The organism is Pseudomonas allii (genome assembly GCF_055380095.1).
The window spans coordinates 5,760,833-5,783,741 of record NZ_AP039450.1 but is presented as its reverse complement, the minus strand read 5'-3'; the positions used below and the strand labels follow the sequence as shown (position 1 = coordinate 5,783,741).

General features: G+C 62.6%; 22 protein-coding genes and 1 pseudogene. 11 read left to right on the top strand and 12 right to left on the bottom strand.

All coding sequences use genetic code 11. The features are described 5' to 3' along the window. Positions 1 to 10: 10 nt before the first annotated feature. Entirely contained in the window at positions 11 to 337 is a 327-nt protein-coding gene (locus tag ACZ445_RS26470; protein WP_003194436.1) for a DUF1820 family protein, read from the top strand. Positions 338 to 345: 8 nt separating this feature from the next. Here the strand turns inward: ACZ445_RS26470 and ACZ445_RS26465 are convergent, their stop codons facing one another. From ACZ445_RS26465 to ACZ445_RS26450, 4 genes are all read right to left on the bottom strand, one after another. Then, positions 346 to 900, bottom strand: a complete 555-nt coding sequence (locus ACZ445_RS26465) for a tetratricopeptide repeat protein (RefSeq protein WP_071489908.1) — start codon at positions 898 to 900, stop codon at positions 346 to 348. A gap of 225 nt (positions 901 to 1,125) precedes the next feature. After that, positions 1,126 to 2,409 (bottom strand): glutamate-1-semialdehyde 2,1-aminomutase, encoded by a 1,284-nt coding sequence (hemL, locus tag ACZ445_RS26460; RefSeq protein WP_122727889.1) that lies wholly within the window; start codon positions 2,407 to 2,409, stop codon positions 1,126 to 1,128. Positions 2,410 to 2,420: 11 nt separating this feature from the next. Next, positions 2,421 to 3,050: a thiamine phosphate synthase gene (gene thiE / locus ACZ445_RS26455; protein ID WP_310863796.1), complete on the bottom strand. Its 630-nt coding sequence runs from the start codon at positions 3,048 to 3,050 to the stop codon at positions 2,421 to 2,423. 18 nt (positions 3,051 to 3,068) lie between these two features. Beyond that, positions 3,069 to 3,866, bottom strand: a complete 798-nt coding sequence (locus tag ACZ445_RS26450) for a hydroxymethylpyrimidine/phosphomethylpyrimidine kinase (RefSeq protein ID WP_058427755.1) — start codon at positions 3,864 to 3,866, stop codon at positions 3,069 to 3,071. A 275-nt stretch (positions 3,867 to 4,141) separates the two neighbouring features. On the opposite strand from ACZ445_RS26450, the gene ACZ445_RS26445 reads away from it, so the two are divergent. The 4 genes from ACZ445_RS26445 (at position 4,142) to ACZ445_RS26430 (ending at position 10,618) form a co-directional block, all read left to right on the top strand. After that, positions 4,142 to 6,532, top strand: coding sequence for a hybrid sensor histidine kinase/response regulator (locus ACZ445_RS26445; protein ID WP_310863795.1), 2,391 nt, complete (start codon positions 4,142 to 4,144; stop codon positions 6,530 to 6,532). A 69-nt stretch (positions 6,533 to 6,601) separates the two neighbouring features. Beyond that, positions 6,602 to 8,257 (top strand): acyl-CoA dehydrogenase family protein, encoded by a 1,656-nt coding sequence (locus tag ACZ445_RS26440; RefSeq protein WP_179030388.1) that lies wholly within the window; start codon positions 6,602 to 6,604, stop codon positions 8,255 to 8,257. A 181-nt stretch (positions 8,258 to 8,438) separates the two neighbouring features. After that, the gene (gene amn, locus ACZ445_RS26435) at positions 8,439 to 9,911 is read left to right on the top strand and encodes an AMP nucleosidase (protein WP_161630243.1); all 1,473 of its coding nucleotides are present in this window, start codon (positions 8,439 to 8,441) and stop codon (positions 9,909 to 9,911) included. Positions 9,912 to 9,982: 71 nt separating this feature from the next. Continuing rightward, complete coding sequence (locus ACZ445_RS26430) at positions 9,983 to 10,618, top strand: pseudouridine synthase (RefSeq protein WP_058427752.1); 636 nt, start codon at positions 9,983 to 9,985, stop codon at positions 10,616 to 10,618. Here ACZ445_RS26430 and ACZ445_RS26425 read toward each other — a convergent pair. Together ACZ445_RS26425 and ACZ445_RS26420 are read right to left on the bottom strand one after the other, a co-directional pair. Continuing rightward, entirely contained in the window at positions 10,613 to 10,822 is a 210-nt protein-coding gene (locus ACZ445_RS26425) for a DUF2788 domain-containing protein (RefSeq protein WP_025999909.1), read from the bottom strand. The two genes, ACZ445_RS26430 and ACZ445_RS26425, sit on opposite strands and share 6 nt — an antisense overlap. Before the next feature lie 199 nt (positions 10,823 to 11,021). Continuing rightward, positions 11,022 to 11,501, bottom strand: coding sequence for an Lrp/AsnC family transcriptional regulator (locus tag ACZ445_RS26420; protein WP_003194418.1), 480 nt, complete (start codon positions 11,499 to 11,501; stop codon positions 11,022 to 11,024). 397 nt (positions 11,502 to 11,898) lie between these two features. Between ACZ445_RS26420 and ACZ445_RS26415 the strand changes: the two genes are divergently transcribed. Beyond that, positions 11,899 to 12,933: a DUF6515 family protein gene (locus ACZ445_RS26415; protein WP_058427751.1), complete on the top strand. Its 1,035-nt coding sequence runs from the start codon at positions 11,899 to 11,901 to the stop codon at positions 12,931 to 12,933. Here ACZ445_RS26415 and ACZ445_RS26410 read toward each other — a convergent pair. Then, positions 12,930 to 13,823 (bottom strand): cation diffusion facilitator family transporter, encoded by an 894-nt coding sequence (locus tag ACZ445_RS26410; protein ID WP_058427750.1) that lies wholly within the window; start codon positions 13,821 to 13,823, stop codon positions 12,930 to 12,932. The two genes, ACZ445_RS26415 and ACZ445_RS26410, sit on opposite strands and share 4 nt — an antisense overlap. Before the next feature lie 9 nt (positions 13,824 to 13,832). Continuing rightward, positions 13,833 to 14,252, bottom strand: a complete 420-nt coding sequence (locus ACZ445_RS26405) for a hypothetical protein (protein ID WP_058427749.1) — start codon at positions 14,250 to 14,252, stop codon at positions 13,833 to 13,835. Positions 14,253 to 14,504: 252 nt separating this feature from the next. On the opposite strand from ACZ445_RS26405, the gene hrpB reads away from it, so the two are divergent. After that, positions 14,505 to 17,015 carry an ATP-dependent helicase HrpB gene (gene hrpB, locus ACZ445_RS26400; protein WP_058427748.1) on the top strand — a complete coding sequence of 837 codons (2,511 nt, stop codon included), beginning with the start codon at positions 14,505 to 14,507 and terminating at the stop codon, positions 17,013 to 17,015. A gap of 123 nt (positions 17,016 to 17,138) precedes the next feature. Here hrpB and ACZ445_RS26395 read toward each other — a convergent pair whose 3' ends face one another. Both ACZ445_RS26395 and ACZ445_RS26390 read right to left on the bottom strand, forming a co-directional pair. Beyond that, the gene (locus ACZ445_RS26395) at positions 17,139 to 18,227 is read right to left on the bottom strand and encodes an endonuclease/exonuclease/phosphatase family protein (protein ID WP_464707766.1); all 1,089 of its coding nucleotides are present in this window, start codon (positions 18,225 to 18,227) and stop codon (positions 17,139 to 17,141) included. A gap of 40 nt (positions 18,228 to 18,267) precedes the next feature. Then, on the bottom strand, positions 18,268 to 18,927 hold the full coding sequence (locus tag ACZ445_RS26390; protein ID WP_058427787.1) for a YciC family protein: 660 nt from the start codon (positions 18,925 to 18,927) through the stop codon (positions 18,268 to 18,270). A 176-nt stretch (positions 18,928 to 19,103) separates the two neighbouring features. Between ACZ445_RS26390 and ACZ445_RS26385 the strand changes: the two genes are divergently transcribed. The 3 genes from ACZ445_RS26385 (at position 19,104) to ACZ445_RS26375 (ending at position 21,089) form a co-directional block, all read left to right on the top strand. Continuing rightward, positions 19,104 to 19,859: a DUF2076 domain-containing protein gene (locus tag ACZ445_RS26385; RefSeq protein WP_058427746.1), complete on the top strand. Its 756-nt coding sequence runs from the start codon at positions 19,104 to 19,106 to the stop codon at positions 19,857 to 19,859. A 117-nt stretch (positions 19,860 to 19,976) separates the two neighbouring features. Next, complete coding sequence (locus ACZ445_RS26380) at positions 19,977 to 20,453, top strand: LabA-like NYN domain-containing protein (RefSeq protein ID WP_025858209.1); 477 nt, start codon at positions 19,977 to 19,979, stop codon at positions 20,451 to 20,453. Between the two features lie 24 nt (positions 20,454 to 20,477). Continuing rightward, complete coding sequence (locus tag ACZ445_RS26375; protein ID WP_464707765.1) at positions 20,478 to 21,089, top strand: 3'-5' exonuclease; 612 nt, start codon at positions 20,478 to 20,480, stop codon at positions 21,087 to 21,089. Positions 21,090 to 21,241: 152 nt separating this feature from the next. Here ACZ445_RS26375 and ACZ445_RS26370 read toward each other — a convergent pair. Both ACZ445_RS26370 and ACZ445_RS26365 read right to left on the bottom strand, forming a co-directional pair. Next, positions 21,242 to 21,337, bottom strand: a pseudogene (locus tag ACZ445_RS26370) (DUF3077 domain-containing protein); the annotation flags it as partial. A gap of 22 nt (positions 21,338 to 21,359) precedes the next feature. Beyond that, positions 21,360 to 21,821 (bottom strand): Lrp/AsnC family transcriptional regulator, encoded by a 462-nt coding sequence (locus ACZ445_RS26365; protein WP_058427742.1) that lies wholly within the window; start codon positions 21,819 to 21,821, stop codon positions 21,360 to 21,362. A gap of 161 nt (positions 21,822 to 21,982) precedes the next feature. Between ACZ445_RS26365 and yedA the strand changes: the two genes are divergently transcribed. After that, complete coding sequence (gene yedA / locus ACZ445_RS26360; protein ID WP_179040875.1) at positions 21,983 to 22,879, top strand: drug/metabolite exporter YedA; 897 nt, start codon at positions 21,983 to 21,985, stop codon at positions 22,877 to 22,879. Positions 22,880 to 22,909: the final 30 nt, after the last annotated feature.

The window sequence follows — 22,909 nt, the reverse complement described above, 5'->3', positions numbered from 1 at the left end:
TTCGCCCACCATGACCAAACGTGAAGCTCCAATCTACAAGGTGATTTTCCTCAACCAGGGCCAGGTGTTCGAAATGTACGCCAAGCAGATCTATCAGAGCGATCTGTGGGGTTTCCTGGAGGTGGAAGAGTTCGTCTTTGGCGAGCGCACCCAGTTGGTCGTCGACCCGGGCGAAGAGAAGCTCAAGGCACAGTTCGAAGGCGTGGTGCGCAGTTTTGTGCCGATGCATTCGATTGTGCGCATCGATGAAGTCGAGCGCCTGGGCACGCCGAAGATCAGCGAGGCGCGGGGCACCAGCAATGTGATGCCATTCCCGATGCCAATGCCGGAGAAGTAAGGCGGCTGTCAGGGCAGGGGTGAGAAGGGCGAACGCCCATCGGCGCTCTGCAGTTCCAGAAGGTAATTGCGGAAAATCTGGCCCAGCACCTGGGTCGCCACTTCCAGTTCATCGCGCTGCATGTGCTCGGCGACTTCGTCGGCGGTGTCCAGCGCGTCTTCAGCGCCGTTGACCGCGGCCATTTTCAGCACGATATACGCCTGGACGTTATTGGCCGGCACGCCTTCGCCCTTGAAGAACATGTTGCCCAGTTGGAATTGCGCCTGGGCATGGCCCTGCAACGAGGCTTTCTCGAAGTAGCTCAAGGCCTTGTTGAGGTCGCGGGCAGGGTTCTTGCTGTCGTGGAAGTACTCGCCCAACTCGTATTGCGCCTGCGCATCCCCGCCGTCGGCCTGTTTCTGGCACGCGCTCAGGGCTTCGGCCTGGCTGTCTGGCTGGGTATTGAGGGTGCAACGACCCATCGCTGGGATTAACAACGAGTTGCCGCCTGCTTGTGCATGTGCCAGCAGCGGCTGAAGGAGCAACAGGCAGCCCAGAACCAGGGTGCGGCCGGTGCGTTTCATGGGAATCGACTTACCTCTGACGGGGCACGCGGACCCTCGGGGGATCCAATAAGCGCGCATTATGAAATAAGCAGGCCTCTGCTTACAAAGTCTTTACTCGTTTTTCTGCTGCTTGGGCAAGTTATCTGCCGGATTGCAGGTGAATTCTCGGAAAAACTCGGAAATATCTGTAGGCAAAGTAGCAAATCAGACACCGTTTGCGCGGTGCCTGATGTTCGCAGCCTATTACTTCAGTGCGGCGAAGGCGCGTTCGGCGGCGTCGAGGGTCAGTTTCAGCTCGGCGTCGCCATGGGCGATCGAGGTGAAGCCGGCTTCGAAAGCGCTCGGTGCCAGGTACACGCCGCCCTCCAGCATCAGGTGGAAGAAACGTTTGAACAGATCGGCATCGCTGCCCATCACGTCATCAAAGGTGACGATATCGTCGGCACCGCTGAAGTACAGGCCGAACATACCGCCGGCCTGGGTGGTGACAAACGGAATGCCAGCGGCATCGGCGCGCTGTTGCAGGCCGTCGAGCAGGCGTGTGGTGTAGTCGGTCAGCTCGGCGTGGAAGCCTGGGCGGCTGATCAGGCGCAGGGTGGTCAGGCCGGCGGCCATGGCCAGTGGGTTGCCCGACAGGGTGCCCGCCTGGTACACCGGACCCAGCGGCGCGATGTGCTGCATGATTTCGCGCTTGCCGCCGAAGCAGCCCACCGGCATGCCGCCGCCGATGATCTTGCCGAAGGTGCTCAGGTCCGGCGTGACGCCGTAATGCGCCTGGGCGCCGCCGAGGGCGACGCGGAAACCAGTCATCACTTCGTCGAAAATCAGCACCACACCGTGTTTGTCGCACTGCTCGCGCAGGCCTTCGAGAAAGCCCGGCGCCGGCGGTACGCAGTTCATGTTGCCGGCCACTGGCTCGACGATAATGCAGGCCACGTCCTGGCCCACTTCATTGAGCATCTGCTCGACGGCGGCGATGTCGTTGAACGGCAGGGTCAGGGTGTGCTTGGCGAACGCCGCCGGTACACCGGCCGAGCTTGGCACGCCCTGGGTCAGCAGGCCGGAGCCGGCCTTGACCAACAGGCTGTCGGAGTGGCCGTGGTAGCAACCTTCGAACTTGATGATGCTGTCGCGGCCGGTGAAACCACGGGCCAGTCGGATCGCGCTCATGGTGGCTTCGGTGCCGGAGCTGACCATGCGCACCATTTCCATCGACGGCACGATCGAGCAGACCAGGTCAGCCATCTCGGTTTCCATGGCGGTCGGCGCGCCGTAGGACAGGCCGTGTTCCAGCTGCTTGCGCACCGCGTCCAGCACGTCCGGGTGGCTGTGGCCGAGAATCATCGGGCCCCAGGAACCCACGTAGTCCACGTAGCGCTTGTCATCTTCGTCGGTGACGTAGGCGCCTTCGGCATGCTTGAAGAACAGCGGCGTGCCGCCCACGCTCTTGAACGCACGCACGGGGGAGTTCACACCGCCGGGGATGTGTTTCTGGGCATTGGCAAACAGCGTTTCGGAACGGGACATGATCGGGCTCTCTAAACTGAAATTCTAAGAAGGTCGTTGAACGCACGGGCTCGGCGCGTGACTTCCTGGGTTGTGTCGGCGCCAAACAGGCCGTGCACCACCGCCAGCAGGTCGGCACCGTGGGCCACCAGGGGCTCGGCGTTCTCCAGGGTGATGCCGCCGATCACGCAGATCGGCAGCTGCAGGCGCACACGGGCCTGGGCCAGCATTTCGACGGTGGCGGCCGGCGCGCCGGGCTTGGTACTGGAATTGAAGAAGCGACCGAAGGCGACGTAGCTCGCGCCTTCCCTGGCCGCCTGCTCGGCCAGTTCGATCTGGCTGTGGCAGGTGGAACCGATGATGGCCTTGGAGCCAAGCAGGGCGCGGGCCGGGGTCAGCGGGCCGTCGGTCTGGCCCAGGTGCACACCGACGCCGAGGCGCGCGGCGAGTTCGGCGTCGTCGTTGATAATGAGTTGGGTCTTGTAGCGCGAGCACAGCTCCCGCAGCTTTTCTGCTTCACGCAGGCGCCGGGCTTCGTCGCTGCTTTTGTCGCGGTACTGCAGCAGGGTCACGCCACCGTCCAGCGCCGCTTCGACGTAGGCGAGGAATTTGCCAGCCAACAGTTGGCTGTCGGTAATGGCGTAAAGGCCACGTAGTTTCATCAGGCAGGCCTCGTGCTGTTAAGAGCAGAAATCCAGCGGCAGGCGGCGCGGCACGAACTGGCCCTGGCCGAGTTGTTCAGCGTCACGCAGGGTGCGCCAAGTGTAGTTGAGGGCAGATTGCACGGCGCTCACCAGGCCTTCGCCCTGGGCGATGCGGCCCGCCAAGGCGCTGGCCAGCGTGCAGCCTGAACCGTGATAGCTGCCGGGCAGGCGCTGGCAGGTAAAGGTCTGGCGCGTGCCGTCGCGGCTGTAGAGGCGGTTGTGTACTTCGTGCTCGTCGCCATGCCCACCGGTGATCAGCAGGTGCTTTATAGAGGGCAGCAGCTTCTCGGCGCATTCGTCTGCGGTACCTTCGGGCAGTTCGGCGAGGATGCGCGCTTCAGGCAGGTTCGGCGTGGCGATCAGCGACAACGGCAACAGCCGCTCACGCATCGCATAACCGACCTCGTCCTTGCCCAGGCTGCCGCCGCCACCGGCGCGCAGCACCGGGTCGCACACCACCGGCAGGTGCGGATGCGCCTGCAGCAGTTCGACCACGGTGTCGACCATCGCGGTGGAGCCGAGCATGCCGAGCTTGACCGCCGCCACTTCGGAGTCGCCAAGCACGGCATTGGCCTGGGCCAGCACCCACTCGCGGTCGAGCACGCGGAAATCGCTGACGTTGACCGTGTTCTGCACAGTCAGCGCAGTGACGGCCGGAGCCGCATGGCAACCCTGGGCGAGCAGGGCTTCGATATCTGCCTGCAAGCCGGCGCCACCACTGGGATCATGGCCGGAGAGACAGAGGACAACGGGGCGAGAGCTGTAGATATTCATGGTGCGCGAGCTTACCACCAAACGCTTTTGGCGGGGCTGTTGCGCACAGGAGGATTTTCACCGCGGGTGGAAGGTTTCAGCAACCCAAATGAGTGCATGCGAATTGCTGAAAGCCCCGTTCTAGAGCCTTTCAAAAAATTATTTCAATGGTGTCTAATAGCCTTTAGTGGCTATGCTAGAGTGGATCCAAACGACTAACTGTATTGCCGGTATACGTCTTCTCAAAAGGAATGGGGGGCTTTTTGACATAATCGGACAGGCCACGCTGGGGCTCTATGCGCTATTTGCTGATTTTATTGTTGTGCGGGCTGCCGATGCTCGCCAGCGCCATCGAGTTCAACCAGGACACGCGAAGCCTGCCGTTGGGCCGAGCCCTGCAACTGCTCGAAGACCCGACCGGTGCCCTTACGATCGCCGATGTCAGCGCGCCCTCCGCCATCACGCAATTCAAGCCCCACGACAAAGACACCCTGAACGCCGGCTATTCACGCTCGGTGTTCTGGCTCAAGGTCAATCTGCACTACCTGCCCCAGAATCCTGAAGCCCAACGCACCTGGTTGCTGGAGCTGGCCTACCCGCCCCTCGACCATCTGGACCTGTACCTGCCCGACAGCACCGGCACCTACCGCCTCGCCGGGCGCACAGGGGATGCGCTGCCGTTTGCCGCCCGTGAGATCCGCCAGAATAACTACCTGTTCAAGCTCGACTTCACACCGGGCGAAGCGAAAACCGTCTACCTGCGCTTGCAAAGCGAAGGCTCGATCCAGGCGCCGTTGACGTTGTGGTCCAGTACCGCCTATCTGGAACAACAGCCGCTGCGCCTGTATGTGTTGGGCCTGATCTATGGCGTGTTGCTGGGCATGCTGGTGTACAACCTGTTCATCTATCTCAGCGTGCGCGACACCAGCTACCTCTATTACATCCTGTATATCGCTTCATTCGGCATGTACCAGCTGTCGGTCAATGGCGCGGCAGTGGAGTACTTCTGGCCGGACAACCCGTGGTGGGCGAATGCCGCGACGCCGTTCCTGATTGGCTCGGCAGCGTTGTTCGGCAGCCTGTTTGCGCGCAGCTTTCTGCACACGGCCCAGCACAGTCGCTGGATCAATCGTCTATTGCTGGCGCTGGTGGCCTGCGGTGGTGTGGTGATGCTGCTGTCGTTGATGACCAGCTATGCCCTGGCGCTGCGCCTGGCCACCGGCTTGGCACTGGTGTTTACCGTGACCATCTTTGTCGCGGCCATCAAGGCCTGGTATTGCGGGCAGCGGGTGGCGCGCTATTTCATCATTGCCTGGTCGGCGTTCCTGCTCGGCGGGGTGGTCAATACCCTGATGGTGCTGGGCTACCTGCCGAATGTGTTCCTGACCATGTACGCCAGCCAGATCGGTTCGGCGATCGAAGTGGCGCTGTTGTCCCTGGCCCTGGCCGACCGCATCAATTCCATGCGTGAGCAACAGGCGCAGATCCTGTTCGACGCCAGCCAGAAGCTCGAAGTACTCAACCTGCAATTGGCCCGCAGCAACCGCCTGAAGGATGAATTCCTCGCCACCCTGACCCACGAATTGCGCACCCCGATGAACGGCGTGATCGGCTCCCTCGAACTCATGCAGACGGTGCCGCTGGATGCGGACATGGCGCAATACCAGCAAACCGCCGCCGGCTCGGCGCGGGACATGATGCGCATGGTCAACGGTATCCTTACCCTCACCGAGTTGCAGGCCGGGCGCCTGGTTGCGCAGCCCAAGGTGTTCAGCCTGCGCGGTACGCTCGACACCTTGCGCCAGCAGTTCAGCGCCAGCGCCCAGAGCAAGGGCCTGGCGTTTTCCATCGACGTGGCGGACGAACTGCCGGACCGCGTGCTGGGCGATGCCGACAAACTGCTGCAGTGCCTCGATTGCTTGCTGGATAACGCCTTCAAGTTCACCCACGAAGGTTCGGTGCGCCTGCGAGTGGTTGGCGTGCCCCACAGCGACGGCCTCCTGCGCCTGAGCTTTATCGTCACCGACACCGGGATCGGCTTTGCTTTCCTCGACGAGGCCACGCTGTACCAGCACTTCTTCCAGCTGGATGGCTCCACCACCCGTGAATACGGCGGCCTGGGCATTGGCCTGGCCATCTGCCGGCAACTGATCGAGCTGCTGGGCGGGCGCCTTACCCATCATTCCGAACCGCGCAAAGGCAGCCGCTTCCAGCTGGAAGTGGAGGTCAGCCCGGTCGCGCCCGAGTCCAAGCCTGCGCCGGACAAGCAACGTGCGCCCCAGGAGTGCTCGGTGCTGCTGGTGGATGACAACAGCGTCGGCCAGTTGGCGGTGCGCGGCATGCTGCTCAAGCTCGGCTACCGGGTGAAAACCGTGGACAGCGGCCCGAACGCGCTGGCGGCTCTGCAGGCAGCGGAGTTCGACGCCGTGCTGTTGGATATTCCTGAAGGTGGTTTCTCGTTGTGCTGTCAGATACGTGCGCTGCCGGGCTGTGGCGAATTACCGGTGATTGCCTTGAGTACGTCGCTGAAGGTATCAGAGCGCGAGGGCTGCCATGGCATCGGGATTTCCGAGCGCCTGGCCAAGCCTGTGCGTTTCGAGGCGTTGCAGGCGGTGTTGGAGCGTCGGTTGTTGGGCCCTTTAGAGGGCAAAAGCGCCGGACAATCGGCGGGTATGCCACTTTTTTAAGGGGTATGACGGTGCTTAACTGAAATGCAGGCCTCAACTGAACGTGGCCTTTTTTCTTGGAGGCCCGTCATGAACCTGCATCAATTTGCCGAAACCCACGACGTCACCAACCAGCCGCCGTCCCTGGATGGCGCCAACCTGTACCGTATCGACTTGCCCCTGCAGGAATGGTCGCGCCGCTTTGGCGCCGGCTGGGCGCAGGCGCGTATCGATGCCTACGGTGCGTTGGCCGGCGGGCCATTGATGGACGCCGGGTTCCTGGCCAACCAGAACAAGCCGGTGTTCAACAGCCATGACCGTTATGGTCATCGCATCGACCTCGTGGAGTTTCATCCGGCTTATCACGAACTGATGCGCACCGCCGTCGAACACGGTTTGCCCTCATTGCCCTGGGCCCATCCGCAGTCCGGCGCCCACGTGGCCCGCGCCGCCATGACCTACCTGCACAGCCAGGCCGAAGCCGGCACCGGCTGTCCGCTGACCATGACCTTCGCCTGTGTGCCAGCGCTGCGTTTGCAGCCGGACCTGGCCGATATCTGGCTGCCGAAAGTTCTCAACACCCAATACGATTCGCGCAACGTTGGCATCGCCCACAAGGCCGGCGCCACCATTGGCATGGCCATGACCGAGAAGCAGGGCGGCACCGATGTGCGTGCCAACACCACCCGGGCATATCCGGTGGGCGCCGGCGGGCCAGGGCAGGCCTATGAACTGGTGGGCCACAAGTGGTTCTGTTCGGCTCCGATGTGCGACGCGTTTCTCACCTTGGCCCAGACCGACAAAGGTCTCACCTGCTTCCTGCTGCCCCGGCACCGTCCGGATGACACACGCAACGAGTTCTACATCCAGCGCCTGAAAAACAAACTCGGCAACTGCTCCAACGCTTCCAGCGAAGTGGAATTCCGTGGCGCCCTGGCCTGGATGATTGGCGAAGAAGGCCGTGGCGTGCCGACCATCATCGAGATGGTCGCCATGACCCGCTTCGATTGCATGGTCGGCTCCAGCGCCCTGATGCGCCAGGCGCTGACCCAGGCCAGCCATCATTGTGCCCATCGTTCGGTCGGCGGCCGCGTGCTCAGCGAGCAGCCCTTGATGCAGAACGTGCTGGCGGACCTGGCGCTGGAAAGCGAGTCCGCACTGGCCTTGAGCCTGCGCATGGGGCGGGCACTGGATCATCTGGACGATGAGCAGGAAGCCAAGTTCGCCCGGCTGGTAACGGCGGTAGGCAAATATTGGATCTGCAAGCGAGCGCCGGCGATGATCAACGAGGCCGCTGAGTGCATGGGCGGTGCCGGCTATGTCGAAGACAGCATTTTGCCGCGCCTGTACCGTGAGGCACCGGTGAACTCGACATGGGAAGGTTCCGGCAACGTGCAGTGCCTGGACGTGCTGCGGGCGTTGTCGAAAGAGCCGGGCGTGCTGGAGGCGTTGTTTATCGAATTGGGGGATGGGCATGGCGACACGCTGCTGGCGCGGCATATCGAACAGCTCAAGTCGGCATTCATGGACACCCAGGACATCCAGTACCGTGCGCGGCAACTCACCGAAGACATCGCCGTGGCATTGCAGGCCAAGTTGTTGCTGGAGGCGGGGAATGCGGCGGTCAGTGATGGGTTTATCGCCAGTCGGTTGGGCGAATCGTCCGGCCGGGTATACGGCACCTTGCCGCGTGGTGTGGATGTGGCGGCGCTCGTCGCCCGCGCCACCCCCAATCCATCGGACTAAATGCACTAAAAATGTGGGAGGGGGCTTGCCCCCGATAACGGTGTGTCAGCGATAGATGTGTTGGCTGACAGTCAGTTATCGGGGGCAAGCCCCCTCCCACATTATTGATCGCATTCCAATTCCTCTGTTTCGGTGAGGCCGGGATACAGGCAAGATAAAGGCCTGCAAGTCAGAACACAGGATGCTTACCGTGACCGAAGCTTTTGTTGTCGTTCAAACCGCCGAAGAAGCCGTGGACCGGCTGGCGGCCCTGCATGAGCGTGCCACTGGCGCGCTCAATCAAGCCCTCAAGCAATACCTCAAAGACCGCGTCGAGCCCGACGCCGAGCAACGTGCGCTGTTTCGCTACCCGGAACTGCGCCTGACCTACCACTGCCACGGCGAAGTCCCACAGACCACCCGGGCGTATGCCAAGGTCCAGTTGCCAGGAACCTACAGCGTCACCGTCACCCATCCTGCAGCGTTCCGTAAGTACCTGCTGGAGCAACTGGTGCCGCTGATGCACGACTTCACCGTGACCGTGGAAGTCGGCGTGAGCCAGCAGAACATCCCGTACCCCTACGTGGTGGAGCAGGGCGATGAGCTGGCGGGCTCCGGCGTTACCGCTGCGACCTTGGCTCGCGTATTCCCCAGCACCGACCTGTCGGCCGCCACCGATGGCATCGCCGATGGCCTGTACGACTGGGAAAACACCGACCCGCTGCCGCTTGCGCTGTTCGATGCGGCCCGCGTGGACTTCTCCCTGCGCCGCCTGGTGCACTACACCGGTAGCGACTGGCGCCATGTGCAGCCGTGGATCCTGCTGACCAACTACCACCGCTATGTCGACCAGTTCATCCTGCATGGCCTGGAGCAACTGCGCAGCGACCCGCGCTTTATCCGCATGGTGCTGCCGGGCAATGTGGTGATCGACAAGAGCATGGACCACGGTGAGGCCTCGGCGATTGCCGCCGGCGTGGTGTGGCACCGTTACCAGATGCCGGCCTACCACCTTCAGGCCACCGATGGCCACGGCGTGACCCTGGTGAACATCGGCGTCGGCCCGTCCAACGCCAAGAACATCACCGACCACCTGGCCGTACTGCGTCCACATTGCTGGCTGATGATCGGCCACTGTGGCGGCCTGCGCCAATCCCAGACCATTGGCGACTACGTACTGGCGCACGCTTATATGCGCCGCGACGGCATTCTCGACCGCGTGGTGCCGCCGAACATCCCGATCCCGGCGCTGGCTGAAGTGCAGCTTGCGTTGCAGCAAGCGGCCGCCAACGTTACCGGCGAAAAAGGCGAAGAGCTGAAAAAACGCCTGCGTACCGGCACTGTGTTGACCTACGACGACCGTAACTGGGAACTGCGCTGGGCCCAGGAACGCCCACTGATCAACCTGTCCCGCGCCGTGGCCGTGGACATGGAAAGCGGCACCATCGCCGCGCAAGGCTATCGTTTGCGTGTGCCGTACGGCACCTTGTTGTGCGTGTCGGACAAGCCGCTGCACAGCGAAATCAAGCTGCCGGGTTCGGCCAACGCGTTCTATGAGCGCGCGGTCAGCCAGCACTTGAAGATCGGTATCGAGGCGGTGGACCTGCTGCGCACCGAACTCAACTCGCTGCACTCGCGCAAACTGCGCAGCTTCGACGAGCCGCCGTTCCGCTAAGCGGTTGGGATGGTCATTTAACGGTCAGGCCACTAGCATTGTCGGTCCTGACCGTTAGATGTTCCTTTGCCATGTCCCGTCCCACCCGTCCCGATTCGCGCCGCCCTGGCGTGAAAACCCCGTATTCCGCTGCGCGGCGTGTCGCCAAGGCGCCTCCGGCCGAGCCGAAGTTGATCCTGTTCAATAAACCGTTCGATGTGCTGACCCAGTTCAGCGACGAAGGCGGGCGCGCGACCCTCAAGGATTTCATCGATATCCCCGGCATCTACCCGGCGGGCCGCCTGGACCGTGACAGCGAAGGCCTGTTGCTGCTGACCAACGATGGTCAGTTGCAGGCGCGCATCGCCGACCCCAAGCACAAGCTGGCGAAAACCTACTGGGTGCAGGTGGAAGGCGAACCCACCGAAGAACAGTTGCAACGCCTGCGCAAAGGCGTCGAACTGAACGACGGCATGACCTTGCCCGCCGAGGCTCGGCAGTTGGATGAGCCCGAGCTGTGGCCGCGCAACCCGCCCGTGCGCTTTCGCAAAAGCGTCCCGACGCACTGGCTGGAACTGATCATTCGTGAGGGGCGCAACCGCCAGGTACGGCGCATGACCGCTGCTGTCGGTTTGCCTACCTTGCGCCTGGTGCGCGTGCGGATTGGCGATTGGTCAATCGATGGCCTGGACCAAGGCCAGTGGAAGGAAGTACCGGCGCGCTTATAAGGCGCCGGACTCGATCAGGCCGATCACCACGCTCTTGATGATGAACGCGGCCACGCCCAGGCCCAGCACGAAGAACAGAATGAACGAGCCAAAGCGCCCGGCCTTGGACTTCTTCGCCAGGTCCCAGACGATAAAGCCCATGAAAATGATCAGGATCGTGACCAGGCCGGTCATCATCCATTCTTCGAAGAGGGCGGGGTCGATGTTGTTCATGGGGGATTTTTCCGACAGGGCAGGCGGGCAGTATACGGCAGCGTTACCGACGCAACATTGACCTGGATCGAAGTGCAATCCAAATGTGGGAGGGGGCTTGCCCCCGATAGCGGTGGGTCAGTTGATAAATAACTGGCTGACACTCAGCCATCGGGGGCAAGCCCCCTCCCACATTTGACCTTCACCGATCTTAAGTGCGCAGGTGGGTCAGGGGCAGTTCGGTGCTGTTCAATACCTGATTGAGCACAAAGCTGGAGCGCACGCTGGTTACGCCTTCGATGCGGGTCAGATGCCCCAGCAGCAATTTCTGGTAGTGGTCCATATCTGGCACCACCACCTTCAATTGATAGTCCGCATCCATACCCGTCACCAGGCTGCACTCCAGTACTTGCGGCAGGGTGCGAATGGCCGCCTCAAAATTCTCAAAGCGCTCCGGGGTGTGGCGGTCCATGCCGATCAGCACGTAGGCGGTCAGGCTCAGGCCGAGCATCTTGCGGTCGAGCAGGGCGACCTGGCGGGCGATGTAGCCGTCGTCCTCCAACTGCTTGACCCGGCGCGAGCACGGCGACGGCGACAAGCCGATGCGTTCGGCCAACTCCTGGTTGGAGATCCTCGCATCACGTTGCAATTCCGCCAAAATACTCAGGTCGTATCGGTCAAGCTTGCTCATTGGGTTGGCCTTTGTCGTAACTATTGCGGTGAATTATCCATGAAGGGTTAAAAATTGCGCAAGCACTGTTTATTGACGCAATCTTCGCAATCATCTGTCGGGCGCCTACGGGTATCTTTATCAACAGAATCACCGCCTGGACAACAGTCCACAGCAGCCCGCCCAATCAGGCCCGCTGCGGCCGCCACCCCAGCAGGGTTGAGCCGGCCTCCAGGCTGCACACTGTCCACAAGACGGCGTGAGGTGAGCCAACGTCAAAAGCGTTGAGCACGGACGAAGTTCTCAAGGGGTGGCCGACGGGTCACCCCTTTTCTTTTGCCTGCTGATAACCTGTCCGCGAACCGGGCCTGGCTTTTCCAGTCTCATGGACAGGCCCTAATCCGCAGTGAGGAATAGCATGAAGCGCATCTGGCGTATGGCAGGTGTAGGTTTGCTGATGGTCACCGTTGGCGCCCAGGCAGTGGCCGACGAACGTGACAACGGGCCGCGTGGTGAAGGCGGCGGCCAGCATGAAAGAGGGCCGGAGGGCGGGCGACCCGGGGGTGGGAATGAGCCGCCGCGCCCGCAGAACAATCAGCCTCGGCCGGAAAACAATCAACCACGCCCGCAGAATCAGCATTTTGATCGTGGTGGCCAAAACGGTGGTGGCCAATGGCAAGGGCGCCCTCAAGGTAACGAGCAGGGGCGACCGCAGCCTCAACCGCAGTCGCAGCCGTCGAACAACCTGCCGATCCAGAGTCGCCCCGACACCGTGCGCCAGACCCAGGAACCGCGTCAGGGCTACTACCGCGACATCCCGCGCCGTAATGACGGCAACCCGCATTGGGAAGCCGGCGGCCCCGGCTCGCGCCCCGGCGACAACCGCTGGCCAGGTCGCCCCGACGGTCACGGCAATGGCTGGGGGCCGGGCCCGCAACATCGCCCAGGCTATGTAATCGACCGCTTCCCTGATCGCAACTACCGTGTGCCTTACCGTGGTCAGGATTATTTCTACTCCGGCGGCTATTGGTATCGCCCGCAAGGCCCGCGTTATGTGGTGGTGACGCCACCGTATGGCATCCGCGTGCATTACCTGCCGGACTATGCGCGCGAAGTGTGGGTGGGCAGCGCGCTGTTCTTCCTCGCGGCCGGTGCGTATTACACCTACGAAAGCAGCTCCCAACAGTACGTGGTGGTGCAACCACCGACGCAGGTGCCAGCGCCGCCGCCCGCGCCGCAAGGCAATGGCTATGACGTGGTGGCGTATCCCGCCAATGGGCAGTCGCCGGCCCAGGTGCAGCAGGACGGTTATGACTGCTATCGCTGGGCGGTGCAGCAAAGCGGTTTCGACCCGCAGCAAGTGACCTACGCGCCTGACCCGGCGGTGGTGCAAACCTACCGCCAGGCCCAGGGCAACTGCCTGAGCAGTCGCGGCTATCAGGTGCAGTACTAGGGTTTATTGCCCGTGACCACTTCCCGTGGGTCGGCGTGTACCAGCACTTCGGCACGCGGGTAGGCTTTGTGAATGGCGTCGGCGGCCTGGTCGCTGATGCCGTGTGCCACTGACAGCGTCAATTCCCCCGGCAGTTCCAGGTGCAGTTGCACAAACCAGTGGCTGCCGGAAATCCGCGTGCGCAAATCATGCGCGCCCAATACTCCCGGTACGCCACGGGCCAGTTCCAGCATGTGCTGGCTCACGTCCGGCGGCAGTTCTTCATCCATCAACACCGCAAAACTTTCCCGGGCGATCTGGACTGCGCTCCACAAGATGTAGGCGGCAATGCCCAGGCCGAACCAGGCGTCCACTTGATGGTAGCCAAAGCCCGCGAGCACCAGCGCCACCAGGATGCTGCCGTTGAGCATCAGGTCCGAGCGGTAGTGCAGCGAATCGGCGCGCACGGCGTTGGAGCCGGTTTCGCGGATCACCCGGTGTTGCAGCATCAACAAGGCCACGGTCAGCGCCAGGGAAAATACGATCACGCCGATGCTCAACCACGGTGCGCCGACCGGCTCCGGGTGTTGCAGGCGCTGGTAGGCCTGGAATGCGATCAGTACCGCGCTGCCGCCGATAAACAGCGCCTGGGCCATGCCGGACAGCGACTCCGCCTTGCCATGCCCATAGCGGTGATCGTCATCGGCCGGGCGCAAGGCGTAGTGCACGGCGAGCAAATTCAACAGCGAGGTCACGCCGTCCAACAGTGAGTCGGTCAACCCGGCGAGCATGCTCACCGAGCCGCTGAGCCACCAGGCGATGGCCTTGGTGATAATCAGCGCGCAGGCCACGCCCACCGAAGCGCGGGTGGCCAGGCGCAAGAGCCTGGCGTGTTCGGGACTGCTGGTCATGGACGGTCCTTAGGCAGCGGGTTGCAGGCCCAGGGATGCGAGTTGCTGCACGCTGCCCTTGAACTGGATCATGCGCGGGTCGTCCAGCGGCAGGCGGCGGCCGGTTTCCTTCTGGATGATGCTTTGCAGCTTGGCGTTGTCGACCTTACCGTCGGCGCCGATGGCGTCGTGGAGTTTGGCCGGGTCGACCTGGGCGGTCTTGCCCGGTTCGAAATAGATGGCGCCGGTGGCGAAGTCCACACCGAACGCGATCAGGCCGGGGATCACATAGAACAGCAGGCCCACGGCATCGAGCACGGCGATGGTCGGGTCGATCTTGCCATCGATTTGGCCACGGCGGTCCGGGTAGAAGATCGAACCGCAGGCCGTCAATTGGCTCAGCAGGGTGACGGCGAGGACACCGCCGATGACACGGGAAGCGATACGCATAACATTCTCCTGAACACGATTTAAAGAGGACTATAAGCTAGATCGGCTGAACGACGCCGTTCCAATGTGGGAGCTGGCTTGCCTGCGAAAGCGGTGGTTCAGTCAGAAGTGCATTGGCTGACACGCCGCAATCGCAGGCAAGCCAGCTCCCACCTTTGATTGCATTCGCAATTGAAGTGGGTGGCGTTTCTGAGACCATCGTCGGCACTCGGCAGTTCGCCGTTATACTCGCCGCTCTGCTTTGGAGCCAGTATGAATTCGTTGCCGATTGATGAAGTTTTACCCGCCCTGCGTGACGCCTTGGCGAATCGCCATGAAGCCGTGCTGGAAGCACCGCCCGGCGCCGGTAAAACCACCCGTGTGCCTTTGGCGTTATTGAACGAGCCCTGGCTGGCCGGGCAGACCATCCTGATGCTCGAGCCTCGCCGCCTGGCCGCCCGTGCGGCGGCCGAACGCCTGGCCAGCGAGTTGGGTGAAAAAGTTGGCGAAACGGTCGGCTATCGCATTCGCCTGGACAGTAAAGTCGGCCCCAACACCCGCATCGAAGTGGTCACCGAAGGCATCCTCACCCGCCGTCTGCAAGACGACCCGGCGCTGGACGGTGTAGGCCTGCTGATCTTCGACGAATTCCACGAGCGCAGCCTCGACGCCGACCTGGCACTGGCCCTGAGCCTCAACGGCCGCGAGCTGTTTCGCGACGAGCAACCGCTGAAAATTCTGCTGATGTCCGCCACTCTGGAAGGGGAGCGCCTCGCCAGCCTGCTGGACGACGCGCCGATCCTGCGCAGCCAAGGGCGCATGTTCCCGGTGCAGATGCGCTGGGGCCGTCCGTACCAGCCCGGCGAATTTATCGAACCGCGCGTGGTGCAGACCATCCTCGAAGCCCTGCACGACGAAACCGGCAGTGTGCTGGTGTTCTTGCCGGGGCAGGCGGAGATTCGCCGGGTCAACCAGCAATTGGCGGATGCCTTGGGCGAGCGCAGCGATGTGCTGTTGTGCCCGCTGCATGGCGAATTGGACCTCAACGCCCAACGCGCCGCCATCGACCCGGCGCCTGCCGGTAAACGCAAAGTGGTGCTGGCGACCAACATTGCCGAGACCAGCCTCACCATCAACGGCGTGCGTGTGGTGATCGACGCCGGGCTGGCACGCGTACCGCGTTTCGACCCCGGCAGCGGCATGACCCGCCTCGACACCCAACGCATCTCCCGCGCCAGCGCCACGCAACGTGCCGGTCGGGCAGGGCGCCTGGAGCCAGGCGTGTGTTATCGCCTGTGGTCCGAGGACCAGCATGAAGGCTTGGCCGCCTATGGCAGCGCGGAAATCCTCGCCGCCGACCTGGCCGGCCTGGCCCTGCAGCTGGCGCGCTGGGGCGTCACGCCCACGCAACTGGTGTGGCTGGACGTGCCTCCCACCGCCGCGTATGCCCAGGCCCAGGACTTGCTGGTGCGCCTCGGCGCGTTGAATGACGACACACTCACCGCCCACGGCCAGAAAATGGCCGAGTTACCGGCCCACCCGCGTATCGCCCATCTGCTGTTGCGCGGGCAGGACCTGGGGCTGGCGAGCACCGCGTGCGATGTCGCCGCGCTGTTGGGGGAGCGCGATATTTTGCGTGGCGGCGGTGCGGATTTGCACAGTCGCCTGGCGCTGCTGTCCGGTGAAGAACGCGCGCGCGGTACTCAAGGCGGCGTGCAACGGGCCAAACAATTGGCCCGACAATATCGCGGCTACTTGAGAGGCCAGGCCACGCAACCCGTGGCGGATCCCGATCATCCGCGTTGGCTCGGCGCTCTGTTGGCGCTGGCCTACCCGGACCGCGTCGCCCAGCAACGTCGCCCAGGCGGCGCCGAATACCGCCTGGCCAACGGCCGCGCGGCGCTGTTCGCCGAGGCCGACAGCCTGATGAAGCAACCCTGGCTGGTCATCGCCGACCTGGGCAGCCGCCAGGGCCAGCGTGAAGAACGCATTTACCTGGCGGCGGATTTCGATCCGGCGCTGTTCGACACGGTGCTTGCCGAACAAGTGCGCAACGTCGATCAACTTGACTGGGACGAGCGCGAAGGCGTGCTGCGCGCCGAACGCCAACGCAAAGTCGGTGAACTGGTGCTCAGCCGCGAACCGCTCACCGGCCTCGACGAGTCCGCACGCAGCCAGGCGCTGGTCAACCTGGTGCGTCGCAAAGGTCTGGAGCTGCTGCCGTGGACGCCGGAGCTGCGCCAATGGCAGGCCCGCGTGATGCTGCTGCGCCAACTCGACGCCGGCAAAACCAGCGAATGGCCCGATATCAGCGACACGGCTTTGCTTGCCAGCCTCGAACACTGGCTGATGCCCTACCTGGGCAAAGTCTCGCGCCTGAGTCATTTCGCCAACCTGGATATCTCCAGCTTCCTGCACAACCTGCTGCCGTGGCCGCTGCCCCAGCGTCTGGACGAGCTGGCGCCGCAGCATGTGAAAGTGCCGTCGGGCTCGTCGGTGCGGCTGGACTACAGCGAACAGCCGCCGATCCTGGCGGTGCGCTTGCAGGAATTGTTCGGGCTGGCCGACACGCCGCGCATTGCCGGCGGGCGCCAGGTGGTTAAGTTGCACCTGTTGTCTCCGGCGCGGCGACCGGTGCAGGTGACGCAGGATCTGGCGAACTTCTGGCGCAGTACCTACGCCGAGGTGAAGAAGGATTTGAAGGGGCGCTACCCCAAGCATTACTGGCCGGATGATCCGTTGGTGGCCGAGGCGACGGCACGGATAAAACCTCGCAAGTCGTAACACCACAGGGTCCAAATGTGGGAGGGGGCGTGCCCCCGATAGCGGTCTGGCAGCGAGAGAGGTATTGGCTGACACACTGCCATCGGGGGCAAGCCCCCTCCCACATGGGTTTTGCGGTGTTGGTTATAGCGCGGGGGGTAGCAGGAACCGGGCGATCACCGGCAGGTGGTTGGAGATGCGCAAGGTGTCTTCCTGGCGAACCTTCGCCTCGACCCGCTTGATCCGCGGGCTGTAGAACAGGTAATCCAGTGTTCGGTCCGGCCCTTCCACACTGGGGTCGTTGGGGAAGTGGGTCAGCCACTTTTCACGGTCAATCCCGCTGGATTGGCTGTTGCTCGGGATCATCGGGTATTTGTCCCACAGCAGGTGCAGCTCGCTGTCCGGCGAATACTGCCCGCGTTTGGTGGCGTCCAGGCGCAGGAACTGGCCCAGGGGCAGCAGGTTGAAATCCCCGCCGATCAGCCAGGACGTGCCACGGCCTTCGAATTTATCCAGCAGCTTGACCGTGGTTTGTACCTGCTCCAGCACCGCACTGCGCCCCGGGGCGTCACCGTCCAGGCGCGTGTTGAGCACCGCCAGTTGGCCGCCGTCGCTCAGGGGCAGGTAAGTCAGCAGCAACGCCGGCTTGGGTTGGAACTGGCGGCTGAGGATGTTGGCCTCGGGTGCCGGCAATTGCAGGCGTTCAGCGTGTTCGATCTGGTAGCGGCTGAGCGTCGCCAGCTTGCGGCCGACACTGCCGAAGATATGCCAATCGGGCACGAAGTCGGCTTTCCAGTCGAAGGCCTGGGCACTGCACGGGTAGAGGTCGACCAGGCGTTCTTGCAGCAGGGCAAGTTGGTCCTGATAGTGGGAAGGCTTGGCGTTTTCGTCGAGCTCCTGCAAGAGCAGGATGTCGGGTTGTTCGTCGCGGATCACTCGCGCCACTTCGTCGAGGCTGGCGGCCATGTCCTCAACGGTGGGGCGGTCATCCGGGCCGCTGCCATCGGCCGTGTCGTACCAGAACACGTAGTTCTTGCCGGCCAGGTATTGCACGTTCCAGGTCATGACCTTGAGTGCCTGCCCCGGCAGCAGCGTGGGCGCACGCGGCGCGACGCAACTCACCGGCAGGGTTTCCTTGGGCTCGGGGCGCCAGGTCAGGCTGTAGACCATGGCTGCAAACAGCCCCGCGATGATCAGCAGGCTCAGCAAGGTGATGCGCAATAAACGGGTCATCGGCTCGGCTTATAGCGTTTCAGAGGTGACACGGAGCATATCACCGCGCGTCGGCATCGCCACCGATCAGCATGAATAAACGGAACAGCACCACGCTGGTAAACAACTGCAGGAAGCTGTGGGCACTGTCCAGAAACAGGCCCAGCAGCGGCGCGGGCGTGGGGTAGGCCGCCACACTGGCGCCCTTGAGCAGCCACAAAGGCGTCATCACGCACAGCAGGCACACCAGGATTCGCCAGAAATGCCCACGGCTCAGGCGGAAACTTTCCTTCATTGCTTCCAGCGCCGGCATGCCGCGCAGCACCAGCAGGTACTCGGCAAACGCCAGCACCACCATGAGCCACAGGCCCGGCAGGAAATACAGCGATAGCCCCAGCAGGATCAGCAGCGTGCTCATGGCCGTCAGCAGGGCAAAGCGCGGCCACAGGGTCAGGGCCATGGCCCATACATCCTTGGTGCGCGGCGACTCGCCACGGGTTCGGGCATCCAGAAACAGAATCAACGCCCCGGTGTACAGCGGGTACACCAATAACCCCACCACCACGCTGTAGCCGGGGAATGCATCCTCGCCTACCACGTGATTCAGCACCTGTTGCAGCAGGGCTTCGAAAATCACCAACGGCAAGCACAACTGGACGATGGCGCCCAGGTTGCGTTGGGTGAAACGGAAGGAGTCGCGCAGCACGTCTAACGGATTCATCAAGTTCATCGCAGGCCTGAAAGCAAGGGCAACACTTTAACCGATCATCACCGGCGGTAAGCAAACGTAAACCTTGAGTAAAGACTATTGAAACAACTCGTAACACCCCCATAACTAGCACGGCGCCTGATCACAGGCGACACCACGATTTCTACCGGCAATCTAACGAGGTCGCCATGAACAGCGAAGAGCAAACCCTGATCGATGGACTGTTTTCACGGTTGCAACAAGCCGAAACGGACTCAGCCCCCCGCGACGCCCAGGCCGAAGCGCGGATCAAGGAGCACATGACGCGCCAACCGGCGGCCGGGTACTACATGACCCAGTCGATCCTAGTGCAGGAACATGCGCTCAAGAGCCTCGACGCGCAGAACAAGCAGCAGGCGCAGCAGATCCAGCAATTGCAGGACGAGCTGCAACAGGCCAGATCGGCCGCGCAGCCTGCGCCGGCCAGCGGTGGGTTCCTGTCGAGCATTTTTGGCGGCGGTTCCCGTGACCCGCAACCTGCACAGAGCGCCCCGGCTGCTTCCGGTGGCGGCTGGCGTGAACCGGGACGGCCAGGCTTCAGCCAGCCTGCGCCGCAGCAGAACTACGGCGCCCCCCAGCAGAACTATCAACAACCGCCGCAGGCGCCAGCGGCCCCCATCGGCAGTGGCTTCCTCGGCGGCGCGATGAAAACTGCTGCCGGCGTGGCCGGTGGTGTGTTGCTCGCCGAAGGTATCAGCAGCCTGTTCCATCACAACCAGCAGCCGCAGGTGGTGGAGGAAATCATCGAGCAACCCGCACCCGCCAGCGATCAAGGCGGCTGGGGCAATGACGACCAGAAGTACGCCGGCAATGACAGCTGGGGTAGCGACAACTCGGACAGCTTCGCCGGCAGCGATTATTCCGACGACGGCTCCTCCTTCGGCGACGACGATTCCTTCGTCTGACACACCCAGACCGGGGCGACCAGTCGCCTCGGTCTGATTTTTCCCGGAAACCTTCTCGCGGCTGGCATACTTGCACCCTTTCCGGGCCCTGGCGCCTGGCTGTCATGAGGAAGTGCGGTGAAAAAAATTGCAGTGTTCGCCGATGTACAAAACCTCTACTACACCGTCCGCCAGGCTTATGGTTGCCACTTCAACTATGCCGCTTTGTGGGCTGACATCAGCGCGCGCGGGCAGATCGTCGAGGCGTACGCGTACGCCATCGACCGTGGCGACAGCAAGCAGCAGCAATTCCAGCAGATCCTGCGCAACCTCGGCTTTACGGTAAAACTCAAGCCGTACATCCAGCGCAGCGACGGCTCGGCCAAGGGCGACTGGGACGTGGGCATCACCCTCGACATCATGGACGCCGCCGACCACGTCGACGAAATCGTGCTGGCCTCCGGCGACGGAGATTTCGACATGCTGCTCGACCGGGTTATCCACAAGCATGGCGTCGAAGCCGTGGCCTACGGCGTACCGGGGCTGACGGCCAACTCACTCATACGCGCCGCCAGCCGGTATGTGCCGATTGAAGGCGCGTTGTTGCTCAAATAGATCTTTTACGGAGTTGGAACAGGTTTGGAACGTATAGCGGTCATCGACTTTGAAACCACTGGCATCACCCCGAGCAGCCACTGCCGCGCCACGGAAATCGCGGTGGTCATCCTCGAACGTGGCCAGATCGTGGACCGCTATCAGAGCCTGATGAACGCCGGCGTGCGCGTGCCGGGTTTTATCGAACAACTCACCGGGATCAGCAACGCCATGCTGCGCAGCGCGCCGCCGGCGGAGCGGGTGATGAACGAGGTCAATGAATTCGTCGGGACTACGCCGCTGATGGCGCACAACGCCGCGTTTGACCAGAAATTCTGGGACTACGAGTTGGGGTTGATTCGCCGCACCCGTTTACAGAAATTTGCCTGCTCGCTGTTGTTGGCGCGCCGCCTGATGCCGTCGGCGCCCAATCACAAGCTCGGCACGTTGAACGCCTTCGCTCAACTGCCGCATACCGGCAAGGCTCACCGGGCGCTGGCGGATGCGGAGATGGCGGCCAACCTCACGGCGCACCTGGCCCAGGAACTGCGCCGCACCCACGGTTTGCGCGAACTGTCCCACGACCTGCTATGCACCTTGCAGAAAGTGCCGGCGGCGAAGATCAATGAGCACCTGAAGAAGCATCGCGGGCTCTGACCTCGCCACACGCCCCAAAATACTGAGCTCTGAATGTGAAACTCAACATGTGGGAGGGGGCTTGCCCCCGATAGCGGCCTGTCAGCTACAGATGTATTGGCTGACACACTGCCATCGGGGGCAAGCCCCCTCCCACATGGTTTTTGCGGTGTTTAGCGAGGCTGCACACAGGCCAACGCCCGATCCACCACCCCCTTCGCCATCTCCACCAAATGCATCACCGCCCGTTGCTGCGCCTTCATCGCGTCATTCAGATGTCGACTTTGCGGTTCAGCCACCATTTTTCCCATTCCCCTCCAACTGCCCCAACGGCACACGCCGCTCTATCGCACTCGACAAAATAATCGAGGTCTTGCTGAACCCGAACTTCGCGATCCGGTTGATCAAATTCTCCAGCTCCGGCATCGACCCCACCGCCGCCTGCATGATCACGCACGGGTCGCCGGTCACCCGATGGCACTCCGTCAGTTCGGGGATTTCCGCCAGCGCGTCGTACACCTTCTGACTGCCATGATTGGTCAGCCGCAGTTCAATCACGCACTGAATCGGCAAGCCCACCTTGGATAAATCCACCTTGGCCTGATACCCGGTGATCACCCCGCTGGCCTCCAGCTTGGCCACGCGCTCGGCCACCGCTGGGGCTGACAGGTTCACCGTGCGCGCCAGTTGCGCGTAGGACGCACGGCCGTCTTCGAGCAGGGCGCTGAGGAGCATGCGGTCGTATTTGTCCATGATAAGGCTCCAGTTGCGCGTGGCTTTCGAAAGCACGGGTTATAGCCTTCACAACCATGCTTTGAAAAGTGTATTGGCGTTTTAAACAGGTTTTGTAACTTATGTTTAACGACCTGCCTTTTTAGAATAAGCCTCTCTTCTCTCTGCCTTAGAGCTGCCCAATGCCTGGCCCACGTCGCTTTCCTTTACCGTTGATCGCTGCCTTTTTTGCGCTGTATGTGATTTGGGGGTCCACCTACCTGGTGATCCGCATTGGCGTGGAGTACTGGCCGCCGTTGATGCTGGGCGGGATTCGCTTTCTGGTGGCCGGGTTGGCAATGTATGGCTTTCTGCGCTGGCGCGGGGCGCCGGCGCCGACCTGGGTGCAGTGGAAGGCGGCGGCGAAGATCGGCGTCCTGCTACTGACCTTCGGCAATGGCGCGGTGACGGTGGCCGAGCACACCGGCGTCGCCTCCGGCGTGGCTGCGCTGGCGGTAGCGACGGTGCCGTTGTTCACCTTGTTGTGCGGCTACTTCTGGGGCGCCCGTAATACCCGCCTGGAGTGGGCCGGGGTGGTGCTGGGGATTATCGGCATTGCCATGCTCAACATGGGCTCGAACCTGCAATCAAGCCCGACCGGCGCGATGCTGTTGCTGTTTGCCGCCGCGTCCTGGGCCTTCGGCTCGGTGTGGAGCAAGCACTTGCCGTTGCCGGCGGGCGCGATGGCCAGCGCGGCGGAAATGATCATCGCCGGTGCCTTGCTGTTGGTAGGCAGTGCGTTGACCGGTGAGCGCCTGCACGCGGTGCCTCCGATCAAGGGCTGGCTGGCCCTGGCTTACCTGGCGGTATTCGGTTCGATCATCGCCTTCAACGCCTACATGTACCTGCTCAAGCACGTACGCCCGGCGGCCGCGACCAGCTACGCCTACGTCAACCCGGCGGTGGCGGTATTGCTGGGGATTGTGTTCGTGGGTGAGACCATCGGCCTGGAAGAAGCCCTGGCGATGCTGGTGATCATCAGCGCCGTGCTGTTGATCAGCCTGCCCCAGTGGCGCAAGCCCAAGCCGGAAATAAGGTAAACTGCGGCGCATTGCGACCTTGCGCTGAAT

Coding starts and splice junctions, on each gene's coding strand:
- ACZ445_RS26470 (WP_003194436.1), top strand. CDS start 11: ATGACCAAACGTGAAGCTCCAATCTACAAGGTGATTTTCCTCAACCAG.
- ACZ445_RS26405 (WP_058427749.1), bottom strand. CDS start 14,252: ATGCGTATCGCTTCCCGTGTCATCGGCGGTGTCCTCGCCGTCACCCTG.
- amn (WP_161630243.1), top strand. CDS start 8,439: ATGCTTACCGTGACCGAAGCTTTTGTTGTCGTTCAAACCGCCGAAGAA.
- ACZ445_RS26420 (WP_003194418.1), bottom strand. CDS start 11,501: ATGAGCAAGCTTGACCGATACGACCTGAGTATTTTGGCGGAATTGCAA.
- thiE (WP_310863796.1), bottom strand. CDS start 3,050: ATGAAACTACGTGGCCTTTACGCCATTACCGACAGCCAACTGTTGGCT.
- ACZ445_RS26415 (WP_058427751.1), top strand. CDS start 11,899: ATGAAGCGCATCTGGCGTATGGCAGGTGTAGGTTTGCTGATGGTCACC.
- ACZ445_RS26440 (WP_179030388.1), top strand. CDS start 6,602: ATGAACCTGCATCAATTTGCCGAAACCCACGACGTCACCAACCAGCCG.
- ACZ445_RS26395 (WP_464707766.1), bottom strand. CDS start 18,227: ATGACCCGTTTATTGCGCATCACCTTGCTGAGCCTGCTGATCATCGCG.
- ACZ445_RS26390 (WP_058427787.1), bottom strand. CDS start 18,927: ATGAATCCGTTAGACGTGCTGCGCGACTCCTTCCGTTTCACCCAACGC.
- ACZ445_RS26365 (WP_058427742.1), bottom strand. CDS start 21,821: ATGGACAAATACGACCGCATGCTCCTCAGCGCCCTGCTCGAAGACGGC.
- hrpB (WP_058427748.1), top strand. CDS start 14,505: ATGAATTCGTTGCCGATTGATGAAGTTTTACCCGCCCTGCGTGACGCC.
- ACZ445_RS26465 (WP_071489908.1), bottom strand. CDS start 900: ATGAAACGCACCGGCCGCACCCTGGTTCTGGGCTGCCTGTTGCTCCTT.
- ACZ445_RS26450 (WP_058427755.1), bottom strand. CDS start 3,866: ATGAATATCTACAGCTCTCGCCCCGTTGTCCTCTGTCTCTCCGGCCAT.
- yedA (WP_179040875.1), top strand. CDS start 21,983: ATGCCTGGCCCACGTCGCTTTCCTTTACCGTTGATCGCTGCCTTTTTT.
- ACZ445_RS26430 (WP_058427752.1), top strand. CDS start 9,983: ATGTCCCGTCCCACCCGTCCCGATTCGCGCCGCCCTGGCGTGAAAACC.
- ACZ445_RS26410 (WP_058427750.1), bottom strand. CDS start 13,823: ATGACCAGCAGTCCCGAACACGCCAGGCTCTTGCGCCTGGCCACCCGC.
- ACZ445_RS26445 (WP_310863795.1), top strand. CDS start 4,142: ATGCGCTATTTGCTGATTTTATTGTTGTGCGGGCTGCCGATGCTCGCC.
- hemL (WP_122727889.1), bottom strand. CDS start 2,409: ATGTCCCGTTCCGAAACGCTGTTTGCCAATGCCCAGAAACACATCCCC.
- ACZ445_RS26385 (WP_058427746.1), top strand. CDS start 19,104: ATGAACAGCGAAGAGCAAACCCTGATCGATGGACTGTTTTCACGGTTG.